Source organism: Mariprofundus sp. KV, assembly GCF_013387475.1.
In the GTDB taxonomy this organism is placed as follows: Bacteria; Pseudomonadota; Zetaproteobacteria; order Mariprofundales; family Mariprofundaceae; genus Mariprofundus.
Window position 1 is genome coordinate 25,410 of sequence record NZ_VWNB01000008.1, and the last position, 22,145, is coordinate 47,554.

A 22,145-nucleotide genomic window follows, 5' to 3' on the forward strand; every position below is an offset into this window, starting at 1 on the left:
AATGGACGCATTTCAACTGGCTGAAGAGATTCGCCTCCGCTTTCGACAAGGCGACGCCAAGCTACCGGTACTGCCTGAAGCGGTGATGGAGGTGCGCAAAATCGTCAATGACGAGAACAAGGGCGCCGGCGATATTGCCAGGGTGGTGGCAAAAGACTCAACGCTCTCCACCACTGTGCTGCGTATTGCCAACTCTGCCCGCTTTAGAGCCGGGGGAGCTGAGATCCGTAACCTTCCCATGGCGATTCAGCGATTGGGTGGACGCCGGACGCTGCAGCTGTTGACTGCTATCTCAAGTCAGGTGCATCTGGCGGTGAAAAACAAGCAGCTGCAGGGGGTTCTGCGCGACAGCACCCGCCACGCTCTGCTGGTGGCCACTGCAGCCCAGCATCTGGCACGTTTGACACGCACGGTTGATCCTGAAGAGGCATTTCTTGGCGGCATGCTGTTTGATGTCGGTGTCTCGGCCATTATCTGTGCCGTACCTGATGAGATCATTAAGTGTGCCCCTGAAGAGCAGAAGGTTATCCTCAAGCAGCTGCATCGCGAAATGGGTGGTCGCCTGCTCACCTACTGGGATATGCCTGATGCCTTTATCGCACTGGCGTCTCACCATGGCGTTGAGGCCGATGATCGACCAAGAGAGAATCTGATCGACCTGATTGATGCCGTGCAGTTTATGCTCGACTCCAGCGGCCATTCGCTACCCTTTGATGATGTGCCGGAGGGCATTGATGCGCTGCACTATCCTCCGATGCGCAGACTGAATGTGAATGAGACCCATCTGGCTGCTGTGGAGGTGGAACTGGAAGATGGTGTGGCCGAGCTGGAGCAGATATTCAGCCAGCTCGGTTGATCAGGGGAACTCTGAAAACGACATCCATGTAGTTTTTTCAGAACGGAAGCCGCCTATTCAGTGGCCTCAAAGAGATCCGGGAAGCTGATTTTGATTCGGGATACTTCTCCCTCCAGCTGACGATAAAAAGCAGCGCTTTCGATGGGCAGCTGCAGTTCATCTGTAATGAACGATTCATTCACCCTGGCGAAACCGCAGCAGTGACCACTCCAGACCAGTTCGCTGGCCATGGTAGATGCATCCTTGGCAAAATGGTCGAAGATCAGATGTGCAAGATTCAATGCCATCATGGCGTGCTGCAGCTCTTTGGGTATTGCGGAGACGGGCAGCGTGCCGGTGTGGTGATGGTATGAGATGAAGTGTTGTACCTTTTTTGGCAGCTGCCAGTGCAGGGCAAGGATGACACCGGCATCAATGTGGGTGTAACCCAGCTGCTCATATTCAGCCTGCAGGGCATCAGTACCTGAGTCGATAGCCGTCTTTAACTGTGCAAGCTTCTCATCCGTCTCAAGGTTGAGGATCACCAGCTTGCCGATGTCATGCAGCATGCCGATCAGACTGGCGTCATGGCGCTCCAGTTTCTGACATGATTCAGCCAGCAGTCGGGTGAGGCTGGAGATCGACTGGCAGTGCATCCAGATATAACGAACCTGCTGACGCATCTTCTCACTCTGTCCCAGTTCAGGGGCAAGACTCTTAAAGATGACATTGCTGGTCTCATCCAGTCCGAGACGGGCAATGGCCAGAGGAATATTGCTGATCTCGGAGCTGCCGGGCACTGAATAGGCGGATGAGTTGCACACCTTGAGAATCTGAGCGGTAAGGATCGGATCCTGTGCGATGACTGCGCCCAGCTCTCCGGCTGAGGCGTCGGGCTGCTCCAGAATCTGCTGAATCTTGTGCCAGATCTCCGGCATCGGTGGAATCTCATGAATCTTGGAGCGCAGATGTTTAAGTATCTCGCCATTTAGGCGGGGAGGTTTGCTCAGATCATATGCGGAGTTGTGACGCAGTGAAGAGGGGCAGCTGGCAAGAACGCCTCCGAGTGAGTTGGGGGGGCACGCATTGATCTGCACCGTTTGGGTGGCTACGGATTTTCTGGTTGTGGTGCGGGATGGTCTTGTGCTGCGCTCACTTTCACGACTGCGTTTGCCAAATATTTTTGCCAACCAGGACATAGGAACCCCCAAGGTGCCAGCTGCTGCGCACTCCTTTCTGACAGCAAATTCAGTGCCATAAGTTGCCTCGGATATGGTGGCGCTCTAGCCTGCGTCGCCTGATGAAACAAGAGAGCCAAAAACTACTAGGTCTGGACAGGCTGTTTATTAAAACTTACGGCTGCCAGATGAACGAATATGACTCCGGCCGTATGGCGGATATGATGAAGCAGGCCTATGGCCTAAGGCTTGTGGCAACGCCGGATCAGGCCGATGTGATTCTGATGAATACCTGTTCGGTGCGCGAAAAAGCGGAAGAGAAGGTCTACTCCGAGCTTGGCCGCTATAAAAAGCTGAAAGAGAAACGTCCTGACATGATTATCGGTGTGGGTGGCTGTGTCGGTCAGCAGGAGGGGGAGCGCATTCAGAAGCGTGCGCCCTACGTTGATATTGTGTTCGGCCCGCAGACCTACCATCGCCTGCCTGAGATGATCAAAGAGATTCGCCGTGATCGTGTCTGCCTGACCGAAATTGATATGCCGGAGATCGAGAAGTTTGATCATCTGCCCAAAGCGGAGAGTCATGGTGCAGTCGGTTGTGTGACGATCATGGAGGGGTGCGATAAATTCTGCACCTTCTGTGTGGTGCCCTATACGCGCGGTGCTGAAATATCACGGCCTGTTACAGATATTCTTGATGAGTGTCGCGAACTGCTGGCCGGAGGCGCAGTGGAGATCAGTCTGCTGGGGCAGAATGTGAATGCCTATCGTGGTCCGGGACCGGATGAAGAGGAGTGGGACTTCACCATGCTGCTCTATGCCGTGGCTGCACTCCCCGGCCTTCAGCGTCTGCGTTTTTCCACCAGCCATCCGATGGAGATGACCAGTGAACTCTGTGTCGCTTTTGCCGAGATTCCGCAGCTGATGCCCTATCTGCATCTGCCGGTACAGAGCGGTTCGGATCATCTGCTCAAAGTGATGCATCGCGGCCATGATCGTGAAACCTATTTCCGTATTATTGATGAGTTGCGTCAGCACTGCCCCGATATTGCCCTCTCTTCCGATTTCATTGTCGGATATCCGGGAGAGAGCGATGAGGATTTTGAACAGACACTCGATCTGGTACGCCGTGTTCATTACGACTCCGCCTTCTGTTTCAAGTATTCACCACGGCCGGGAACGCCCGCCTCCAAGGTTGAGGACAGCGTGCCTGAAGCGGTGAAAGATGCTCGTCTGCAGCAGCTGCTAACGCTGACGCGCGAACAGACACGGGAGGCTATGCAGTCGCAGGTCGGAAAAACGGTTGCGGTGCTGGTTGAGAAAGAGAGTCGCGATGCCGGCGATATGGCCGGGCGCACGGCCGATTTCAAAATTGTCCATTTCAAGGGTCAGAAGCGTCAGATCGGACAGATTATGCCGGTGCGTATCACTGAGGCCTATGGTCAGTCGCTCAGGGGCGAGTTGATTCTTGCTGATGATTAAAGGCATGATTACCCTGTTATGACAGTTTCCCTGCGTCTTGAGGCGCGTGATGCAATTTCTCTACAGCGCCTGTGCGGTGCCGGCAACCGCATCGTCAACAGGATCGAGACGTTCTATCAGGTACAGTTTCATGGTCAGCCCGGAGCCTGGGATATTGACGGTGCGCAGGCTGCAGCTGCGCGCGCAGCAATGCTGCAGCTTGCTGCAAGGGCCGCCTCACAGCCAGGTGAACTCAGTGATGTTGATGTGGAGGGTGTATTGAAGGATGTTCAGGTGAGCGATAGTAGCCAGAGCGAAGTCGAACAAGGGGTGTTGATCGCCGGTCGGCGCCATATCAGTGGCAAAACAGCCAACCAGCGCAGTTATCTTAAGTCTATTCAGCGCAACACACTCTCGCTGGCGGTTGGCCCGGCCGGATCAGGAAAGACCTATCTGGCTGTAGCCGCAGCTGTGGCTGCTCTCAGCAGCAATCGCGTTGAACGCATTATCCTGACCCGTCCGGCTGTGGAGGCTGGTGAGAAGCTCGGATTTCTTCCCGGGGATCTGCAGCAGAAGGTCGACCCCTATCTGCGTCCGCTGTTTGATGCACTCTCCGATATGCTCGGCGTGGAGAAGATGAATGCCATGATGGAGCAGGGGCGCATTGAAGTTGCTCCGCTTGCCTATATGCGTGGACGAACACTCAATGATGCATTTGTGATCCTCGATGAAGCGCAGAACACCACGCGTGAACAGATGAAGATGTTTCTCACCCGCCTCGGTTTTGGTTCGGTGATGGTGGTGACCGGTGATGTCACCCAGATCGATCTGCCCCGCCATCAGCAGAGTGGGCTGCTGCATGCCCTGCAGGTGCTGGAGCATGTCACCGATATCGGTATATCGCGCATGAGCAGTAGTGATGTGGTTCGCCATCAGCTGGTTGAGAAGATAGTCAATGCCTATGAAGGGATGGAGAAGCAGGAGCCGTGATCGACGTTGTTATTGATGATGAGCTTGAAGCCTCATTCAGCGCTCCCGAAGGTATCGAGAGTGCTGTGTTGATAGCCTGTGAAGCTGCCGGTCATTCAGGAGAGCAGCCTGAAATGTGTATCCGTTTTGCAGCCGATGAGGTGGTGCAGGAGCTAAATGCGACCTGGCGCAGCAAGGATAGCGTGACTGATGTGCTCTCCTTTCCCATGCAGGAGGCCCCTGAGTTCGACTTTTCCGAGTCGCTCGGTGATATTGCGCTGGCCGTTCCCTTTATCCTTAATGAGGCTGAGCGTCTGGGGCTGCCACAGGCAGATCACACTCTGCACCTGATTGTGCATGCTACCCTGCACCTTCTGGGCTTTGATCATATTGATGATGACGATGCAGATGAGATGCAGGCGCTGGAGAGGCAGATCATGTCAAAGATCGGTCTGCACGACCCCTATCCAGTGCAAACAAAAGAGAATCCGGAGAAGATATGAGTTCCACATTCCAGAAATGGACACGTAAGCTGCGTGAGTCACTGATTGAACACCTTCGTCCGGGGCGAGATGATGAGGAGTTGTTGGCGGTTCTCGGGCGCGCCGAAGCGGTACAGTCGGATGAGCAGCGCAGCATGCTGGAGCAGGTGGTGGCCTTTAATGATACCCGCGTGCGTGAAGTGATGGTGCCGCGCTCGGAGATCCATGCCGTGAATGTGGATGCATCCCTTGCCGAGGTGGAAGCTGCACTGATTGAGCATGGCGTTACCCGCCTGCCTGTAATTGAATCAGATATCGACCATGTGCTTGGTGTTGTGCATACCAAGGATGTTCTGGCTGCCCGTGTGCGTGGTGAGTCGCCATCTCTGGCTGCGATCCTGCGCCCCTGTCTGCGGGTACTGGAGCTGGAGAAGGTCTCCGGCCTGCTTGAAGAGATGCGGGACGAAGGGTGTCATATTGCCATGGTGCTGGATGAGTATGGGGGTACAGCCGGACTGGTGATGCTCTCTGATCTGCTGGATGAGATTGTTGGTGAGATCCGCGATGAGAGCGAAGAGGATGAGAGTGAGTGTCATGTTCAGTCCGATGGCAGCTATATCGTGCTGGCGCTGATGCATATTGAAGATCTCAGTGAAGAGCTCGGGGTGAAACTACCGCTGGGCGATTATGATACTGTGGGTGGCTGGCTTACCGACCGGCTGGCACGCATCCCGCAAGTCGGTGAAGTGATCACGCTGGAGGGGTTTCAGATTCATATTGTAGAGGCTGATCCGCGACGTATCACGAAGGTGCGTATGCTGCGTTTGCAGGACTCACAGCCCGACAGTTCTGGTGGCTGACTCCCGCAAACTGCAGATGCTGCTGGCATTGGCTCTGGGCGGGCTGATGCCTTTTGCATTTTCCCCCTTTGATTACGCCTGGCTGGCGATACCGGCTCTGGCCGGGTTTTTATGGCTGCTCTGTCAGGGGGCTCCGTTTCGCATCGGTTTCGCCTTTGGTTTCGGCTGGTTCGGTTTCGGCGCCTGGTGGCTGGCACCAACCCTGCACACCTTCGGCCATCTGCCGTGGGCAGTGGCCTGGTTCTGTGTGCTGGTGGTCGGTTGCGTGATGGCACTGTTACCGGCCTTGTGGGCCTGGCTGGCAGCCAGGGATGGTGGACGAACACACTGGATTCTGGTCAGCTTTCCGAGCGTTGCCGTGGTTGAGGAGTGGGTGCGGGGGCATATATTTACCGGCCTGCCGTGGACTGCACTGGGTAATCTGATGCTTGATACACCGGCCATCGGCTGGGCATCGTGGTTCGGTGTATACGGTCTGGCCTTTATACCGGCTCTGCTGGCGGCATCACTGCTGTTGCTGGTTACCCATGAAGAGAAAAAGTGGGGAGCAGGCGGCCTTCTCATCTCCACGCTATTGGTGCTGGCTGCACCGCAACCCCTGGATGCAACCGGTGAAGAGGTTTACCACGCCGCGCTGATTCAGGGCAATATTCCACAGGATCAGAAATGGGATGCCGCCTTTCTTAATGAGACGATGTTCAGATATGCCGAGCTCTCTGAGCAGGTGGCAGGGAAGAGTGATGTGATTATCTGGCCTGAGGCTGCAATCCCCTTCTTTCTGGAGCGCGCACCGGAGTGGGACAGCTGGCTTAGTGGTAATATTACTGGTTGGCAGGTGCCGCTGATCTTTGGCGGGTTGAAGCTGACCGGAGAGAGTACGGCCAATAACGGTCTGTTTGCTGAAGAACCGGCTGGCAGCAGTCGTGAGTTTGCGGGTAAACAGCACCTGGTGCCATTTGGTGAGTATGTGCCGTCATGGGTGCCCTTTGTGAGAGCACTGGTTCCGGCTATCGCCAACTTCAGGCCTGCTGAAGATTCAGGCACCGTGCAGTTGCGTGGTGTCAGTTACGGCTCACTGATCTGTTATGAATCGCTGTTTCCTGAACAGGCGCGCCTGCGGGTACAGAACGGTGCACAGGTGCTGGTCAATGTCACCAATGATGCATGGTACGGCACTACTCCGGCGGCCTGGCAGCATTTTCAGGCTGCCCGCATGCGTTCGGTGGAGAGTGGCCGCTATCTGTTGCGTGCGGCCAATACAGGCGTGACAGCGATTATCGGACCTGATGGCAAGGTGAGAAGCGCTATCCCGTGGTGGACCAAACAGTCTCTGGTTGGTGAGTTCAGGCTCTCCAAGGCGGTAACCCCCTATGTGAAATGGGGAGATACTCCTTTGCTGGCTCTGTTGATTTTGTTAGTAATCCCTCTGATATTCAGAAAAGGTGAATAAGTGCATCCATGAAAGGGGAAATTCTATGAGCAGACAGCAGGTTTGTGTGTTGGGTGCGGGATCCTGGGGAACGGCGCTGGCGCTGGTGCTGGCCCGCAGTGGTGCGCGCGATGTCTGGCTGGTCGCACGCGATGATGAGCAGGTGGCTGCCATCGCATCGAGTCGCGAGAACCGCCACTATCTGCCGGGTATAACCCTGCCTGAAAATATCCGTATCACTGCAGATACCGGGTTGGCTATCGCGAATATCGATGCCTGCGTCTATGCACTGCCCTGCATTGCCGTGGATGATTATCTGCCGCTGCTTGGCAGTGGCGACTATCCGGTCATTGCCGCCTGTAAGGGGCTGCATCCGGAGACGCTGATCCGCACTGATGAGATGTTGGCCAGATATATCGACAGCTCGCGTATTGCGCTGCTTTCAGGGCCATCTTTTGCAGTGGAGGTGGCAAAGGGGCAGCCCACCGCCATTACCATGGCGGCAGAAAATCTGGGGCTGGCTGCAGCCGCAGCATCATATTTTGATGATACCAACTTCCGCATCTACCCCAGCGATGATCTCGTTGGTGTGGCCATGGGTGGCGCGCTTAAAAATGTTATTGCCATTGCTGCAGGTATGGCTGATGGACTCGGTTTTGGCCACAACTCGGTTGCTGCAGCTGTGACGCGAGGCCTCTCCGAGATGGCGCGCCTGAGTGTCGCCTGTGGTGGTAAAACAGAGACGATGATGGGTCTTTCAGGGCTTGGAGATCTTGTGCTTACCTGTACCGGTGAGCTGTCGCGCAATCGCCAGTTCGGTATCGCTGTTGCCAGGGGGAGAAGCTGCTCTGTTGCTATTGAGGAGATTGGTCAGGTTGTCGAGGGTGTCCGCACAGCCAAGGCTGCCAACCTGCTGGCTGAGAAATTGAATATTGAGTTGCCGCTGATGCAGAGTGTTCACCACATTTTAAGTGGTAGCATTGCGATCAAAGAGGCAGTGACACAGTTGATGGCGAGGCCGGAGCGGCCGGAATAGATGGCCGATGAGGATGATCTGTTTGTCGAGGCAGTGGGTGAAATTCGCCCACTTGCCCCATCCAACAAGATAGGGTCAGCGCTGCGGAAAAAGAGAAAAAGGGTGGTTCCGATCAAAGTCGGAACGGGTCTGATCAATCCGCCACGCCAGGATTGTTCACCTGAGCGCTCAGAAGATCCGTGGCGACTGGTTGCCGATGGTGTCTCCCGCGAACGGCTGCGGCGACTGGCTGGCGGCGAGCCACCTGTTGAATATACGCTTGATCTGCACGGTTTCACGCGCGATGAGGCGCAGCGCCAACTGGCTTTAGTCTTTGAAGCTGCGCTGCAGGGCGGGCAGCGTGCCATGCGAATTATTCACGGGCGCGGTCTGCATTCCCACGGCAAGGCGATTCTCAAAGAGGCTCTCTATCACTGGCTGCAAGATGGCCCTTTTGCCTATGCAGTGCTGGCGGCGATTCCTGAGCCGGGTAGTGGTGGCGGGGCCTGTCTCGTTCTGCTGCGCAGACAGGGCACGTAAGCTATTGGCATCTAACGGAGGGGATTTATGAAAAGTCTGTGGAATGAGAGTGATGCGCAGGAGCTTGCGGGTGATCTGTTGGCGCAGCGTGTTTACAGCTCGCGGCTGCTGGGTCAGGAGCCTTCGCTGGTGTTGCATGGTGGTGGCAACACCTCGGTTAAGGCTGAAGCGGTGAATCTGTTCGGAGAGTCGGAAACGGTGCTCTATGTGAAGGGCAGTGGCTGGGATCTGGCGACGATTGAGAAAGCCGGTTTTGCACCGGTTCGACTGGATGTGTTGAAAAAGATGGCGGAACTGCAGGCGCTGAGCGATTCCGATATGGTCAATGCCCAGCGTGCAGCGATGACCGATCCGAATGCGCCCAACCCTTCGGTTGAAGCGATTCTGCATGCCATCATCCCATCCGCTTTTGTCGATCACACCCATGCCGATGCGGTGGTGACAATCAGTAATGCTCGGGATGGAGAGACGCGGCTGCAGGAGATTTACGGGGACGAAGTGCTGCTATTGCCCTATGTGATGCCGGGTTTTGTGCTGGCACGTCAGGTCCATGAACTTACGGCAGGCATCAACTGGTCAAAACTCAAGGGTATTGTGCTGTTGCACCACGGTGTGTTCACCTTCTCTGATGATGCGCGTGAAAGTTACGAAAATATGATCGATCTGGTCTCCAAAGCTGAGGCCTATCTGGCTGAACATGTTGCCATTGAGCCTGTGCTTGCAACGGCTGATGCCGTTGACTTAAAGCAGATGGCAGCGATGCGCAGGGCAGCATCAGAGGTGCGCGGCTCTGCCATGCTTGCCCGGCTGATCAGTGATGCTGACGCCGTTTCATTTTCGGCCCGCAGCAATGTTGCCGCGATTGCCGGGCGCGGGCCGCTTACGCCTGATCATGTCATTCGCACCAAGCGCACCGCGATGGTCGTCGCTGATGATGCGGTTGCCAGTGTGCACTCCTTTGCCGATGACTATCGCAACTATTTCAATCGCAATAACAGTAGCGATCTTACCTGCCTCGATCTGGCGCCACGCTGGGCACTCTGGCCGGGCTGCGGGGCTGTGGCTTTCGGCACGACGCCGGGAGAGTGTGACATTATCGCCGATATCAGTCGCCATACGATGCAGGCGATCTCCCGCGCCGAGGCCCTTGGTGGCTGGCAGGCGCTGCCTGAGAAAGATATTTTCGAGCTGGAGTACTGGGAGTTGGAGCAGGCCAAACTGAACAAGGGTGGCTCAGCCCCTGAATTCAGGGGCAAGGTTGCCCTGGTTACCGGCGGAGCAAGTGGTATCGGCAGAGCCTGTGTCGAGTCACTGCTGGCCAGAGGTGCTGTGGTTGTGGCGCTGGATATTAATCCTGAGATTATCGATATGAATGCGCCTAACCTGCTTGGTCTGGTTTGTGATGTGACCAGCAGGGCACTGTTGAAACGATCAATTGAAACAGCGATACGCCGCTTCGGCGGGCTGGATATTGTGATCAGTAATGCAGGTGTTTTTCCGGTCAGTTGTGACATTGAAGCGATGGATGCGGATCTCTGGCAGCAGAGTCTTAATCTCAATCTGACCAGTCATCAGGTGCTGTTGCAGGAGGCGATTCCCTACCTGAAACAGGGTATCGATCCGGCAGTGGTGATCATTGCCTCTAAAAATGTGCCGGCTCCGGGGCCTGGAGCTGCTGCCTACTCTGTAGCCAAAGCGGGTTTGACCCAGCTTGGGCGGGTGGCTGCCCTTGAACTGGGTAAAGATGGTGTGCGCGTCAATATGCTGCATCCCAATGCGGTATATGATACGGCAATATGGAACGATGAGGTGCTGGAGAAACGGGCTGCCAGTTATGGTTTGAGTGTGGATCAGTACAAGAGAAATAATATCTTATGCTGTGAAGTGACCTCGCATCATGTGGGTGAGCTGGCCTGTGCGATGGCCGGGAACCTGTTTGCCTGTACAACCGGAGCACAGCTACCTGTTGATGGCGGCAATGAACGGGTCATCTGAATTGGTGAGGGATGCCCCTGACTAAATAATGCTGTCTGAACCGGAATCCTGCGTTATAGTACTTGCATGAAAATGAGATATCTCCTACTACCTGTTTCACTGACTTTCCTGCTCTCTTCCCATGCGTTGGCGGAAGATGCGGCCCTGCCGCCGCCTGATGTTGGTGTTGAAGCACCTGTTGAGCCCGCTCAGGCTGATGAGATGAGGGAGAGTGCTCCCAATCTTCGCGATGAGCTGGGAACCACCAATAGTGACACCACCATCGATGTCCGCTCTTATCAGCGCAAGGATGGTGCTGAAATTACCGAGTATGCTGTGCGCGGTCGTGTCTATAAGATCAAAGTACAACCTCCCGGTGGTTTACCTGCCTATTATCTCTATGACCGTGATGGTGATGGTACCTTCGAGCGGCGCCTGCCCGGTGGCGGCAAGCCGCTCTCCCCACCGAGCTGGGTTGTAAAAGAGTTCTGATCCGTGCGGGTTAATATCCCGTCGCTTACCCTGATTACTGACAGCAGCCGATATCCGGATGATCTGCTCTTTGCTGTGCTGGAGAAGACGCTGGGTCATGGCGTGGACGCTGTTCTTCTGCGTGAAAAGCAGCTGAGCTCGGCAAAGCTGCTGGCATTGGCCTCGCGACTACGCGAGCTTACTGCAGCATTCGGGGCGGCACTCTATATTCATACGCAGGCCGATATTGCAGCGGCAGTGGATGCTGATGGTGTGCATCTGGCCAGTGGTGATATGAGCAATATCCAGGCTATCCGCAGCTGGCTCAATGATGCGAATAAAACAGTATCGACCTCGTGTCATTCGCTCGCCGAGATCAGAATGGCGGAGCAGTATGGCGCCGATTTCCTCTTTCTCTCCCCTGTTTTTCCCACTGCCTCTCATCCGGGAGCAGCGCACCTTGGCGCCGATACGTTTATCGATCTGGCTGCGCAGAGCTCGCTTCCGGTCCTCGCACTGGGCGGCATTGATGAAGAGAACTGCCAGGAGATCCGGGGCCATGGGATAGCCGTGATCTCTGCCCTTCTGGCTGCGGATGACCCCGCTGTGACTGCGACCCGTTTGTATCAACAGAGCTCGCAGGGCTGATGCTTGTCCCCCATTTGGGGGACAACACTTTTTTTTCAAGGCGTTATCATTGGCCCCTCTTACGGATGAGAAGAAGGGGTTCTAGAGATGAAGCAGTTAATTCTTGTACGACATGCAAAATCCAGCTGGGATGATCTAAGTGCCAGAGATTTTGATCGGGATCTCAATGATCGCGGTCATTGCGATGCTCAGGAGATGGGGCAACGGTTAGCCAGACGAGGCTTTAAACCTGATGCTTTTATGATAAGTTCATCCCGGCGCACCAGAAGCACAGCGTATCTGATGGCGGATCAGCTTGCTTTTTCTCACGCAGACATTGAGCTGAAGGATGAGCTCTATCTGGCTAGCCCCAGCACCATGCTCAAAGCGATTCGTCAGACCCCGGATCATGTTCAGCGGCTGGCTCTTCTGGCCCATAACCCGGGCATTACCGAGCTGACTAACAGGTTGGCAAGAACCTATATTAATAATGTTCCCACCTGTGGTCTGGCTATTCTTGAGATGGATATCAGTTCATGGAACGAGGTTGGTGGCAGGGCGCTGTTGCTCGACTTCGATTATCCGAAACGGGCTCTTGCGGAAGATGCATTGCAACAGCAGCCATAGCTTCTAGAGTGTTTCGCCATGAGCATTGGCGACAAAATAAAAACATTTACTCCGGCAGTCGTTTTGGCGCTGCTTGGATTCGTGATAGCTTATCAGTTTGTTGATCCGGCACCACCGAGCACACTAACCTTTGCAACAGGTTCAAAAGAGGGTGCCTATTACGCCCATGCGATCTCCTACCGCGATTACCTCAAGCAGCGTGGCATCACAGTCACCATTCTGGAGTCGGCCGGTTCTCTGGAAAATGTTGACTCTTTAACCTCGGGCAAAGCCGATGTGGCTTTTGTACAGAGCGGTATTGCAGACCCTCAAAGCAGCAAACTCTCCTCACTTGGCAGCATGTATTATGAGCCGCTCTGGGTTTTTGTGCGCTCTGGTCTTACCATCAGATCACTCAATGCGTTGAAGGGAAAGTCGATCGCTATCGGCCCGCAAGGCAGTGGCAGTCGCGTTCTGGCGCTGCAGCTGTTGCAAGAGAATGGTGTGGATGAGACAACTGCAACCCTGCTGCCTCTCTCAGGAAGCGCTGCTTCCGAGGCGCTGAACAGCGGTAAAATTGATGCGATATTCCTGGTCGCTGCAGCCACTGCAGACGCGGTATGGCAACTGAACCGCAATGCCAATGCAAAACTGTTCAGCTTTGATCGTGCTGATGCCTATACCCGGCGCATTGCAACCCTCTCGGCGCTGACTCTGCCGCAGGGCTCCCTCGATCTTGGTGCTAATGAACCGAAGCAGGATATGAAACTGTTGGCTGCCACGGCTACTCTGCTGGTGCGTGAGTCGCTGCACCCGGCACTGCAGGATCTGTTGATGCAGGCAGCCACCCATGTGCACGGGGGTAGGAGTCTCTTCTCTACTGCCGGAGAATTTCCAACACCGCTGTATACGGCACTGCCGCTAAGTAAAGAGGCATCACGGTATTACAAATCAGGCCCGTCATTTCTACAACGCTACCTGCCATTCTGGGCGGCTACGCTGGTGGATCGATTGAAGGTGATGTTGCTACCCTTTATTGCCCTGCTTATTCCACTGTTTAAGGTGATGCCACCGCTCTATCGCTGGCGTGTGCGTTCAAGAATCTATCGCTGGTATGATGAGTTAAATCGTATCGATGAGGCGCTGGGCAATGGCTTTGATCAGTCATATCTGGATGAGCTGGATCGTATCGAAGCTGAGATCAGGAAGGTGCATGTGCCGCTCTCCTACTCTGATGAGCTGTACAATCTGCGTATGCATCTTGTCCTGATCCGTGAATCTGCTGAAAAAATACAAGGATAAATCATGACTGACCGACCTATTGAACTGCTGGCTCCGGCAGGCACCATCCGCAATATGCGCTATGCCTTCGCCTTTGGTGCGGATGCCGTCTATGCAGGACAGCCGCGCTACTCATTGCGCGTGCGTAACAACGATTTTCAGCTGGACAATCTTAAGACCGGCATCGATGAAGCGCATGCGCTGGGCAAAAAGTTCTTTGTCGCCAGCAATCTTCTGCCGCACAACAACAAGCTTAAACGTTATCTGGAGCATATGCAGCCGGTGATTGATATGGGGCCTGATGCACTGATCATGGCCGACCCCGGCCTGATGATGATGGTGCGCGAACGTTGGCCGGAGATGGATATTCACCTCTCCGTGCAGGCCAACACAATGAACTGGGCAGCAGTCAAATTCTGGCAGTCGGTGGGAGTGAAGCGAATTATCCTATCCAGAGAGCTCTCGCTGGATGAGGTGGAGGAGATCCGTCAGCAGTGTCCTGATATTGAGCTGGAAGTGTTTGTTCATGGCGCACTCTGTATGGCCTATTCAGGTCGCTGTCTGCTCTCAGGTTACTTTAATCATCGTGATGCGAATCAGGGCTCATGCACCAATGCTTGCCGTTGGGAGTATGGCATGGAGAAGGCGGCAGAGGATATCTCCGGTGACATTATTCCGATTCAGGTGCTTGATGGTATGAACGCCCAGCCATTTGCCGATACAGGCAGTGTGGAGCGACATCCACTGGGGGACAGAGTCTATACTCTGACCGAACCCAACCGTCCGGATGAGCAGATGCCTATCTTTGAAGATGAGCATGGTACCTACATTATGAACTCCAAGGATCTGCGCGCCGTGCAGCATGTTGAGCGACTGGTGAAGATCGGTGTCGACTCACTGAAGATCGAGGGCCGCACCAAATCCCACTACTATGTGGCACGCACAGCCCAGACCTATCGGCAGGCGATTGATGATGCCGTGGCGGGAAGGCCATTTGATGAGAAGCTGATGTTCCAGCTCGATGGTTTGGCCAGTCGTGGTTACACCGATGGTTTCTATACCCGCAAACGCTCATCAGGCACCCAGAACTATGAAACCGGAAACTCGCAATGGCTTACACAGCGTTTCGTTGGTGAAGTGGTCGGTTATGATGAAGAGAAGAAGATGGCCGAAGTGATCGTGAAGAACAAATTCGCGGTGGGTGACTCGATTGAGCTGATCAATCCCGATGGCAACCACACCTTTATCGTCGAATCGATCAACGACGCCCGCTACGGCAATCCGATGGATGTGGCTCCGGGCAGTGGTCATCAGGTCAAAATCCCAGTGCCGGTAAAACCTGCTGAACTGGCGCTGCTGGCGGTTAATCTGCCGGGCTGATCCCCCGGCGCAGCTGTTCGATAATGGCAAAGGGCTCGCCTGCATTGGTCAGATTGTTCAGGCGCGGTGTGGTTTCTCTCTGGCCGGGGAAGAGCATCTGGCTCTGATAGGCGGAGGTGATCTCCTCAAAGCCGAGAATGATTGAGCCGGAACCATTCCGATCCTCAAATTTCTGCAGGTTCTCAATGTCGCTGATGGCAATAAAGCGACTCTGTTTGGTGCGGATGCCGGAAAGGATAATGATGCGCTGATCGGTGATGCCATAGAAGGTCTTCTGACGCAGTCTGATATCGTAATAGAAGCGTCCGGCAATCATGTAGAGACCGATGAAGACAAATGGCAGGCCGAACAGTGCCATCAGCAGCGGCGCATCTCCGCTGATCACCTGATACTCCCAGAAAATGGAGAAGCCACCCCAAAGCAGACTGAAGGGGACCAAAAAGAGATCTGAAGGGTGCAGCAGGAACCCCTGCTTTGGCTGCGCACTCCAGAGCAGCTGCTCATCCTTGGTCAACTCGGCAGCGATAACAGTTTTATGGTCATACATACAGCAAATATCCACCGATTACGACGAATTCTCAATGGTTGAATAGTCTCTCTGAGACCAATGGGTTCACTGGAAACGGTTCAGGGCTAACAGTTTTGTCAATTTTCTGCGATACTGCCGCGCGGTTGGCGCAAGCTGGCCACAACCAGAGGTGTTCGGGGGCCTGACAGTTATGGCGATGAAGTACAATACAGATGATCTTCGCATTAGCGGCTTGAGCGAAATTGCTGCGCCGGAAGAGGTGCATGCCGAGTATGCGATCAGTGAAACCGCTGCGCGCACTACCCATGATGCACGTGTTGCCATCCATGAGATACTGCATGGTGAGGATGACCGCCTGCTCGTGGTGGTTGGCCCGTGCTCGATTCACAATCCCGATGCAGCTCTGGAATATGCAGCTCATATCCAGCGCATGCGTAAAGAGCTGGGAAATGATCTGCTTATTGTTATGCGCGTCTACTTTGAGAAGCCACGTACTACGGTTGGCTGGAAAGGCTTGATCAATGATCCGAATCTCGATGGGACATTCGAGATTAATAAAGGCATCCGCCTGGCCCGTAAACTTCTTCTTGATGTCAACGAGATGGGTGTACCTGCAGGCACTGAATTCCTCGATCTGATCACACCGCAATATGTGGCTGATCTGGTCAGCTGGGGTGCAATCGGGGCGCGCACAACCGAGTCACAGGGCCATCGTGAGCTGGCCAGTGGTCTCTCCTGTCCTGTTGGTTTCAAGAATGGCACCAATGGTGGCTTTCAGATCGCCATTGATGCGCTGCATGCGGCCAAACATCCACATGTCTTCATCTCGCTGACCAAGCAGGGTAAATCTGCAATCTTCTCAACTGCAGGCAATGATGATTGCCATATCATCCTGCGCGGTGGCACAGAGCCGAACTACGATGCGGCGAGTGTGGCGCGTGCTGTCAATGAACTGCAGGCCGCCAAACTCTCCTGCAGCCTGATGATCGATTGCAGTCATGCCAACAGCAGCAAGCAGTTCAAACGTCAGATCGATGTGGGGGCAGATATTGCGGGTCAGATTGCCGACGGAAATCACTGTATCACAGGCGTGATGATTGAGTCGCATCTGCATGAAGGCCGTCAGGATGTTGTGGCGGGAGAGCAGCCTGAATTCGGCATCAGTATTACCGATGCCTGTCTGGGTTGGGAAGATACAGAGGCCCTGCTTCATACGCTGGCTGAAGCCGTACGCAAACGCAGGTCTGCAGCTGCCGAATAAACAATCGTGAAACGACACAAAAAAGGGCGCAGTGAAAACTGCGCCCTTTTTTATGCTTCAATGGTCTGAATTAATCTTCGTCTCTCTTCTTCGCCTCATTCACACGCAGGGTGCGACCGGCGTAATCGGTGTCGTTGAGATGCTCAATAGCGGCTTTGGCATTAGGCGTGTTCATCTCGACAAAGGCGTAACCTTTAAAACGACGGCTGCGGCGATCTTTTACGAGACGAATATCGACCACGTCACCGAAAGGGGAGAAGATGTTTTTGATCTCTTCATTACCGACATTAAAAGGCAGATTGCCAACATAGATATTGCTGGTGCCACTCTCTTTGCTGCCTGAACTCTCTCCGGAGGGGTAGAGTGCGACGAGCAGACCACCGAATATCGTGCCGAGGGTCAGGCCGCTGGCAAACAGTGATGAGGGGTGGATAGCGTCCAGTCCAACCAGCTGGATAGCGTAACTGCCAATGACGGAAACGACGATCGCCGCCACAAACAGTTTAATAAAACAGGAAAAGCTCATTGTTATACTCCATGCCTGCAGGATTGCAGGAAAAAAATCATGGCGAAGACTGCCAACAAAGATGTCTGAACGCACGTTAATCCATAAAACAGGGTGGATGTACGCAGCAGCCTGATTCGCTAGCATGCGACCATGAGCAGAAAAGTGATTCCGATTCAGGTTGAAACACCGGGTGAGCCGATGATTGGCAAACCGAAATGGTTGAAGGTGCGTGCGCCGATGTCGCGCGAGTACAAATCCATCTCCGAAATGATGCGCAAACTCAAGCTTAATACAGTATGCGAAGAGGCCTCCTGCCCCAATATTGGCGGCTGCTGGAAACAGGGCTCGGCTACCTTCATGATTCTCGGGCGAGTCTGTACTCGCACTTGCGCCTTCTGTGATGTGGCAACCGGCAGACCTGATCCTGTTGATCCTGATGAAGCGGTGAACCTGGCCACAGCTGTGGCTGAGATCGGCCTTAAACATGTGGTGATCACCTCGGTGGATCGCGATGATCTCAAAGATGGCGGTGCAGGCCACTATGCGACCGTGATTCGGGAGCTCAAAGCCCGTCAGCCGGATGTAACCATTGAAATTCTCACTCCTGATTTTCAGCGCAAGCCTGACTCCTGCCTGAATACGATTATCGAAGCCGGCCCCGATATCTTTAACCACAACCTTGAAACCGTGCCCCGCCTCTATCGCTCAGTGCGGCCGGGGGCTCGTTACTTCACATCCCTGCGTCTGCTGCAGCGTGCCAAAGAGCTTGATCCTAATGTGGTAACCAAGTCCGGCATTATGCTGGGACTTGGTGAAGAGCGTGATGAGGTGCTGCAGGTGCTTGATGATATGCGCGAGGCTAACATCGACATCCTCACCATCGGCCAGTATCTGCGGCCGAGTGAAAAACATCATCCGGTGATGAAGTTCTGGACGCCTGAAGAGTTTGATGATTTCAAATATATCGCCGAGAAGAAGGGTTTCGGCATGGTCGCCTCCGGGCCACTGGTGCGCTCATCCTTTCATGCAGATGAGGTGTTCCAGGGGTTGAAGCTGAGCGGTAAAAAAAGATAAGTGTCTCTGCCTTTTATCAGTTAGGTCTCATCTTCACAGCATATCAGCCAGCGACTGCTCCTCCAGTACCTTCATAAAGGCGCGGCGTGCTTTATACAGCACACCCATCAGATGACAGTTGTCGATCAGCGGGCAGGTGTTGGTTTCACGGGAGAAGCACTCCTGAATATTCATATGTGGCTCAGTCAGCCGCACCACATCAGCAATAAAGATCTCTTCCGGTTTTTTGGCCAGACGCATGCCGCCGGATTTGCCGCGTACAGTCTGGATAAAACCGTGAGCCCCCAGGTTATGTACCACCTTTACCATATGGTTGCGTGATACCCCATAATGCTCGGTGATCTCAGAAACCGTCACCAGACGATCCGGATGTTTGCCGATATAGAGCAGGGCACGCAGCGAGTAATCGGTGTAGGAGGTGAGTTGCATGCGGTGAAGGTATATTCAGTTTATATATTATGCAAACTCCTGATGTTCAATGACTCTTTTATCTTCTTTGAGCTTGATTCACGCATCGAAATCAAAAGATATATTTCGTTGACATGTTTTACCCTGATGTCTAACTTGCACTGCCAATGCATCTTTAGAGAGAGAGAGTGAAGGGCATCAGATCTAATAAGTAAAACCGCTGCAGCAGGATTTTTTTCAGGCAGTGAGGATTACTTACAACTATTTATATGAAGAGGAGTTAGCTGCTTATGTTTTGTTATCAATGTGAACAAACATCCCGTGCCGATGGCGTTTTGGGATGTGCTTCGGCTGTCGGAAACTGTGGTAAGGATGCACAGACATCTGATCTACAGGATCTGCTGATCCATGCCGTCAAAGGTATTGCCCAGTACGCCAGGCGTGCCCGTGATCTCGGAGCAGGCAGCAATGATGCCGGTAGATTTATTCTCTACGCCATGTTCACCACGCTGACCAATGTGAACTTCAATCCGGCCCGTTTCACCAGCATGCTGGTTGAAGCTGCAGAGATTCGTGCGGCTGTGAAAAAGGCTTATGAAGATGCTGCGGCAGCTCAGGGTGTTGCTGTCGAAGAGCTGAGCGGCCCTGCCGTTTGGGATATTCCAGCTGCAACCAATGAACTTCTGGCACAGGCAGAGATGGCTTCGGTTCGTGCCGGTGAAGCTGAAGTCGGTGAAGATATCGTCGGTCTGCGTGCCCTGATTCTCTATGGTGCAAAGGGTGTTTGCGCTTATGCCTATCACGCTCTGATGCTCGATGAGCAGAGTGATGAGGTTTACGCCGCTCTGGAAAATACCATGGACTTCCTGGCCAGTGATCCAACCGATGTTGATGCACTGGTTGGTCAGGCACTGGCACTGGGCCATACCAATCTGACCGTAATGGGCATGCTTGATGCCGGTAATACCGGCAAATTCGGCACTCCTGAACCATCAGCCGCACGTATCTCCCCTGTTGCCGGCAAAGCAATTCTGGTCAGTGGTCACGACATGGCCGATCTGGCAGCACTGCTGGAGCAGACCGAAGGCACAGGCATTAATGTCTACACCCATGGTGAGATGTTGCCTGCACACAGCTATCCTGAGTTGAAGAAGTATGCACATCTGGCCGGTAACTACGGTGGTGCATGGCAGGATCAGCAGACTGAATTTGCCAACTTCCCGGGCCCGATTCTGATGACCTCCAACTGCATTATCGAACCTGCCGCCTCCTATCGTCGTCGTATCTTCACTGCCGGCCCAGTTGGCTGGCCCGGCCTGCGTCATATCGAAAATCATGACTTCTCAACCCTGATTCAGGCCGCCAACGCCATGCCCGGTTTTGCCGCAGACTCTGAAGAGGAGACCATAACTGTTGGTTTCGGCCGTGATGCCGTACTTGGTGTTGCCGATGTTGTGATCGATGCGGTGAAAGCTGGTGCGATCAAACACTTCTTCCTTGTTGGCGGTTGTGACGGTGCTGCATCAGGCCGTAACTACTACTCCGATCTGGTTGATCAGACGCCAAAGGATAGTGTGATTCTGACACTGGGATGCGCCAAGTACCGTTTCAATAAGAAGGATCATGGCGATATCGGTGGCATCCCGCGTCTGCTGGATATGGGTCAGTGCAATGACAGCTACTCTGCAATTCAGGTTGCAGTGGCGCTATCCAAAGCGTTTGAGTGTGAGGTTAATGAGCTGCCACTCTCCCTGTTTGTCTCATGGTTTGAGCAGAAGGCTGCAGCAGTGTTGCTGACCCTGCTGGCGCTGAACATCAAGGGTATCACCCTTGGGCCAACACTGCCGGCATTCATCACACCACCAGTGCTCAATACGCTGGTAGAAGCATTTGATATCAAGGCCAATACCACACCGGAAGCTGATCTGGCTGCTGCACTGGCGGCAAATTGATTGAAATTGAATAAGAGCTTCCATGCACTTATTCAATGAGCAAAGGCAAAAGTGTCATTTTACCTTTGCTCACTAAACCATGCACTTACGTGCCTGATTTAGGCGACCCATCCGTGGGTCGCATCTGCTAAGGCTAAAAACTGGGGCGGTTTATCCCGCTCCAGTTTTCTTTTAATTCAGAATTCAAAGGATGATTCGATGAGCCAGACCTATTCCATTTGCCTGAACACTCAGGATGGTAAAGAGATAAGTTTTGACTGCACAGCAGATGAAAACCTGATTGATGCCGCTGCCAGGGCCAATATCACACTGCCTGCGGTCTGCCATGAAGGTAACTGCGGCGCCTGTCATGGTCACTGCCGAAGTGGTGACTACGAACAGAAATCGCATAGTTCCGGTGCTCTCTCCAAGCAGGATGAAGAGCACGGCGGCATTCTGATGTGCCGCACGCATCCACGTGGCAATATGGTCGTTGAAGTAACCTCTGACCTCTCCCACATCACCTCCGGCCCTGTACCGGAGCCGGTGTGTGAAGTGCTGGCAGTTGATGATATGGGCGGTCAGGTTCGACGCCTGTTGTTGAAGGTGTTGCCTGATGAATCGGGTGTTGTGCACTCAGAATTTGAACCGGGCCAGTTTATGGAGCTTGAGATTCCGGGCACAGATGTTCGTCGTGCCTACTCGATCTCCAATGCGCCCAACTGGAGTGGCGAGCTGGAGTTTATGATCCGCCTGCAACCGCATGGTAAGTTCTCCACATGGCTGACTGATGTTGCCAGGGTTGGTGACCGGCTCAACACAAAAGGCCCGGAAGGCAGCTTCCTGCTGCATCAGGCCGGTATTGCGCCACGCCGTTTTGTTGCCGGCGGTACCGGTGTTGCGCCGATGCTCTCAATGCTGCGTCAGATGGCGGAGTTTCAGGAGCCACATGAGTCCCATCTCTATTTCGGACTCACCTCGGAAGCCGATCTGTTTGCCATTGAAGAGATTGAAGAGCTAAAAAGTTCTCTGCCAAATCTCACTGCCGAGGTGTGCATCTGGAAACCTGCAGGCGATTGGCAGGGATTTACCGGTTCACCTGTTGATGCATTCAAACGTGATCTGCAAGCCGATCTTGCCAAAGGCATTCAACCGGATGTCTACCTCTGTGGCCCTCCGGGACTGATTGATGCGGCTGAAGCTGTAGCTGACGAGCTTGGTCTGCCCTACAGCAGCCTGTTCAGCGAGCGATTCCTGCCCGGTTAGCCTGAGCTGCCCCTGCCATTGCAGGGGGCTTAACCCTTTTATGAATTGCCAGTTGTTCTCC

At 54.0% G+C, this 22,145-nt stretch carries 22 protein-coding genes; 18 read left to right on the forward strand and 4 right to left on the reverse strand.

Translation table 11 applies throughout. The features are described 5' to 3' along the window. The first annotated feature begins 1 nt into the window (after position 1). Positions 2-856: an HDOD domain-containing protein gene (locus tag F3F93_RS07725; protein ID WP_176958608.1), complete on the forward strand. Its 855-nt coding sequence runs from the start codon at positions 2-4 to the stop codon at positions 854-856. 53 nt (positions 857-909) lie between these two features. Here F3F93_RS07725 and F3F93_RS07730 read toward each other — a convergent pair whose 3' ends face one another. Beyond that, positions 910-2,034 carry an HDOD domain-containing protein gene (locus F3F93_RS07730; protein WP_176958609.1) on the reverse strand — a complete coding sequence of 375 codons (1,125 nt, stop codon included), beginning with the start codon at positions 2,032-2,034 and terminating at the stop codon, positions 910-912. A gap of 101 nt (positions 2,035-2,135) precedes the next feature. On the opposite strand from F3F93_RS07730, the gene miaB reads away from it, so the two are divergent. From miaB to yegQ, 13 genes are all read left to right on the forward strand, one after another. Continuing rightward, positions 2,136-3,494 carry a tRNA (N6-isopentenyl adenosine(37)-C2)-methylthiotransferase MiaB gene (miaB, locus tag F3F93_RS07735; protein ID WP_176958610.1) on the forward strand — a complete coding sequence of 453 codons (1,359 nt, stop codon included), beginning with the start codon at positions 2,136-2,138 and terminating at the stop codon, positions 3,492-3,494. Between the two features lie 18 nt (positions 3,495-3,512). Then, the gene (locus F3F93_RS07740; protein ID WP_176958611.1) at positions 3,513-4,463 is read left to right on the forward strand and encodes a PhoH family protein; all 951 of its coding nucleotides are present in this window, start codon (positions 3,513-3,515) and stop codon (positions 4,461-4,463) included. After that, positions 4,460-4,945 (forward strand): rRNA maturation RNase YbeY, encoded by a 486-nt coding sequence (ybeY, locus tag F3F93_RS07745; protein ID WP_176958612.1) that lies wholly within the window; start codon positions 4,460-4,462, stop codon positions 4,943-4,945. Before F3F93_RS07740 ends, ybeY begins: the two co-directional genes overlap by 4 nt. Next, positions 4,942-5,784 (forward strand): hemolysin family protein, encoded by an 843-nt coding sequence (locus tag F3F93_RS07750; protein WP_176958613.1) that lies wholly within the window; start codon positions 4,942-4,944, stop codon positions 5,782-5,784. Before ybeY ends, F3F93_RS07750 begins: the two co-directional genes overlap by 4 nt. Beyond that, on the forward strand, positions 5,777-7,234 hold the full coding sequence (lnt, locus tag F3F93_RS07755) for an apolipoprotein N-acyltransferase (protein WP_347239228.1): 1,458 nt from the start codon (positions 5,777-5,779) through the stop codon (positions 7,232-7,234). Before F3F93_RS07750 ends, lnt begins: the two co-directional genes overlap by 8 nt. 25 nt (positions 7,235-7,259) lie before the next feature. Next, positions 7,260-8,249 (forward strand): NAD(P)H-dependent glycerol-3-phosphate dehydrogenase, encoded by a 990-nt coding sequence (locus tag F3F93_RS07760; protein ID WP_176958614.1) that lies wholly within the window; start codon positions 7,260-7,262, stop codon positions 8,247-8,249. After that, positions 8,250-8,768, forward strand: coding sequence for a Smr/MutS family protein (locus F3F93_RS07765; protein ID WP_176958615.1), 519 nt, complete (start codon positions 8,250-8,252; stop codon positions 8,766-8,768). 27 nt (positions 8,769-8,795) lie between these two features. Next, positions 8,796-10,763 carry a bifunctional aldolase/short-chain dehydrogenase gene (locus tag F3F93_RS07770; protein WP_176958616.1) on the forward strand — a complete coding sequence of 656 codons (1,968 nt, stop codon included), beginning with the start codon at positions 8,796-8,798 and terminating at the stop codon, positions 10,761-10,763. A 66-nt stretch (positions 10,764-10,829) separates the two neighbouring features. Continuing rightward, a complete protein-coding gene (locus tag F3F93_RS07775) occupies positions 10,830-11,234 on the forward strand; it encodes a DUF2782 domain-containing protein (RefSeq protein ID WP_176958617.1) in 405 nt (134 codons plus the stop codon). 3 nt (positions 11,235-11,237) lie between these two features. Further along, positions 11,238-11,861 carry a thiamine phosphate synthase gene (locus F3F93_RS07780; RefSeq protein WP_176958618.1) on the forward strand — a complete coding sequence of 208 codons (624 nt, stop codon included), beginning with the start codon at positions 11,238-11,240 and terminating at the stop codon, positions 11,859-11,861. An 87-nt stretch (positions 11,862-11,948) separates the two neighbouring features. Beyond that, on the forward strand, positions 11,949-12,467 hold the full coding sequence (locus tag F3F93_RS07785) for a histidine phosphatase family protein (RefSeq protein ID WP_176958619.1): 519 nt from the start codon (positions 11,949-11,951) through the stop codon (positions 12,465-12,467). A gap of 18 nt (positions 12,468-12,485) precedes the next feature. After that, positions 12,486-13,748 (forward strand): TAXI family TRAP transporter solute-binding subunit, encoded by a 1,263-nt coding sequence (locus tag F3F93_RS07790; protein WP_176958620.1) that lies wholly within the window; start codon positions 12,486-12,488, stop codon positions 13,746-13,748. Positions 13,749-13,751: 3 nt separating this feature from the next. Then, on the forward strand, positions 13,752-15,107 hold the full coding sequence (yegQ, locus tag F3F93_RS07795; RefSeq protein ID WP_176958621.1) for a tRNA 5-hydroxyuridine modification protein YegQ: 1,356 nt from the start codon (positions 13,752-13,754) through the stop codon (positions 15,105-15,107). Here yegQ and F3F93_RS07800 read toward each other — a convergent pair. After that, positions 15,091-15,654, reverse strand: coding sequence for a hypothetical protein (locus F3F93_RS07800; protein WP_176958622.1), 564 nt, complete (start codon positions 15,652-15,654; stop codon positions 15,091-15,093). The genes yegQ and F3F93_RS07800 overlap by 17 nt on opposite strands. Positions 15,655-15,826: 172 nt before the next feature. Here F3F93_RS07800 and F3F93_RS07805 point away from each other — a divergent pair, with 172 nt between their 5' ends. After that, positions 15,827-16,897, forward strand: a complete 1,071-nt coding sequence (locus tag F3F93_RS07805; RefSeq protein WP_347239229.1) for a 3-deoxy-7-phosphoheptulonate synthase — start codon at positions 15,827-15,829, stop codon at positions 16,895-16,897. Positions 16,898-16,967: 70 nt separating this feature from the next. Here F3F93_RS07805 and F3F93_RS07810 read toward each other — a convergent pair whose 3' ends face one another. Continuing rightward, positions 16,968-17,423, reverse strand: coding sequence for an RNA-binding protein (locus tag F3F93_RS07810; RefSeq protein ID WP_176958624.1), 456 nt, complete (start codon positions 17,421-17,423; stop codon positions 16,968-16,970). 132 nt (positions 17,424-17,555) lie between these two features. Here F3F93_RS07810 and lipA point away from each other — a divergent pair, with 132 nt between their 5' ends. Continuing rightward, on the forward strand, positions 17,556-18,479 hold the full coding sequence (gene lipA / locus F3F93_RS07815; RefSeq protein ID WP_176958625.1) for a lipoyl synthase: 924 nt from the start codon (positions 17,556-17,558) through the stop codon (positions 18,477-18,479). A gap of 33 nt (positions 18,480-18,512) precedes the next feature. Here the strand turns inward: lipA and F3F93_RS07820 are convergent, their stop codons facing one another. Then, the gene (locus F3F93_RS07820) at positions 18,513-18,908 is read right to left on the reverse strand and encodes an Rrf2 family transcriptional regulator (RefSeq protein ID WP_176958626.1); all 396 of its coding nucleotides are present in this window, start codon (positions 18,906-18,908) and stop codon (positions 18,513-18,515) included. Between the two features lie 269 nt (positions 18,909-19,177). Here F3F93_RS07820 and hcp point away from each other — a divergent pair, with 269 nt between their 5' ends. Continuing rightward, a complete protein-coding gene (hcp, locus tag F3F93_RS07825; protein WP_176958627.1) occupies positions 19,178-20,839 on the forward strand; it encodes a hydroxylamine reductase in 1,662 nt (553 codons plus the stop codon). A 198-nt stretch (positions 20,840-21,037) separates the two neighbouring features. Continuing rightward, a complete protein-coding gene (locus F3F93_RS07830) occupies positions 21,038-22,084 on the forward strand; it encodes a 2Fe-2S iron-sulfur cluster binding domain-containing protein (RefSeq protein ID WP_176958628.1) in 1,047 nt (348 codons plus the stop codon). The last annotated feature ends 61 nt before the right edge of the window (positions 22,085-22,145 follow it).

Excerpts from the sequence above, each read along its gene's own strand:
- F3F93_RS07740 (WP_176958611.1), top strand. The coding sequence starts at position 3,513 with ATGACAGTTTCCCTGCGTCTTGAGGCGCGTGATGCAATTTCTCTACAG.
- F3F93_RS07730 (WP_176958609.1), bottom strand. The coding sequence starts at position 2,034 with ATGTCCTGGTTGGCAAAAATATTTGGCAAACGCAGTCGTGAAAGTGAG.
- F3F93_RS07765 (WP_176958615.1), top strand. The coding sequence starts at position 8,250 with ATGGCCGATGAGGATGATCTGTTTGTCGAGGCAGTGGGTGAAATTCGC.
- F3F93_RS07830 (WP_176958628.1), top strand. The coding sequence starts at position 21,038 with ATGAGCCAGACCTATTCCATTTGCCTGAACACTCAGGATGGTAAAGAG.
- F3F93_RS07750 (WP_176958613.1), top strand. The coding sequence starts at position 4,942 with ATGAGTTCCACATTCCAGAAATGGACACGTAAGCTGCGTGAGTCACTG.
- F3F93_RS07820 (WP_176958626.1), bottom strand. The coding sequence starts at position 18,908 with ATGCAACTCACCTCCTACACCGATTACTCGCTGCGTGCCCTGCTCTAT.
- F3F93_RS07775 (WP_176958617.1), top strand. The coding sequence starts at position 10,830 with ATGAAAATGAGATATCTCCTACTACCTGTTTCACTGACTTTCCTGCTC.
- F3F93_RS07805 (WP_347239229.1), top strand. The coding sequence starts at position 15,827 with ATGGCGATGAAGTACAATACAGATGATCTTCGCATTAGCGGCTTGAGC.
- F3F93_RS07725 (WP_176958608.1), top strand. The coding sequence starts at position 2 with ATGGACGCATTTCAACTGGCTGAAGAGATTCGCCTCCGCTTTCGACAA.
- F3F93_RS07810 (WP_176958624.1), bottom strand. The coding sequence starts at position 17,423 with ATGAGCTTTTCCTGTTTTATTAAACTGTTTGTGGCGGCGATCGTCGTT.
- F3F93_RS07785 (WP_176958619.1), top strand. The coding sequence starts at position 11,949 with ATGAAGCAGTTAATTCTTGTACGACATGCAAAATCCAGCTGGGATGAT.
- miaB (WP_176958610.1), top strand. The coding sequence starts at position 2,136 with ATGAAACAAGAGAGCCAAAAACTACTAGGTCTGGACAGGCTGTTTATT.
- yegQ (WP_176958621.1), top strand. The coding sequence starts at position 13,752 with ATGACTGACCGACCTATTGAACTGCTGGCTCCGGCAGGCACCATCCGC.
- F3F93_RS07800 (WP_176958622.1), bottom strand. The coding sequence starts at position 15,654 with ATGTATGACCATAAAACTGTTATCGCTGCCGAGTTGACCAAGGATGAG.
- F3F93_RS07770 (WP_176958616.1), top strand. The coding sequence starts at position 8,796 with ATGAAAAGTCTGTGGAATGAGAGTGATGCGCAGGAGCTTGCGGGTGAT.
- lipA (WP_176958625.1), top strand. The coding sequence starts at position 17,556 with ATGAGCAGAAAAGTGATTCCGATTCAGGTTGAAACACCGGGTGAGCCG.
- F3F93_RS07790 (WP_176958620.1), top strand. The coding sequence starts at position 12,486 with ATGAGCATTGGCGACAAAATAAAAACATTTACTCCGGCAGTCGTTTTG.
- hcp (WP_176958627.1), top strand. The coding sequence starts at position 19,178 with ATGTTTTGTTATCAATGTGAACAAACATCCCGTGCCGATGGCGTTTTG.
- F3F93_RS07760 (WP_176958614.1), top strand. The coding sequence starts at position 7,260 with ATGAGCAGACAGCAGGTTTGTGTGTTGGGTGCGGGATCCTGGGGAACG.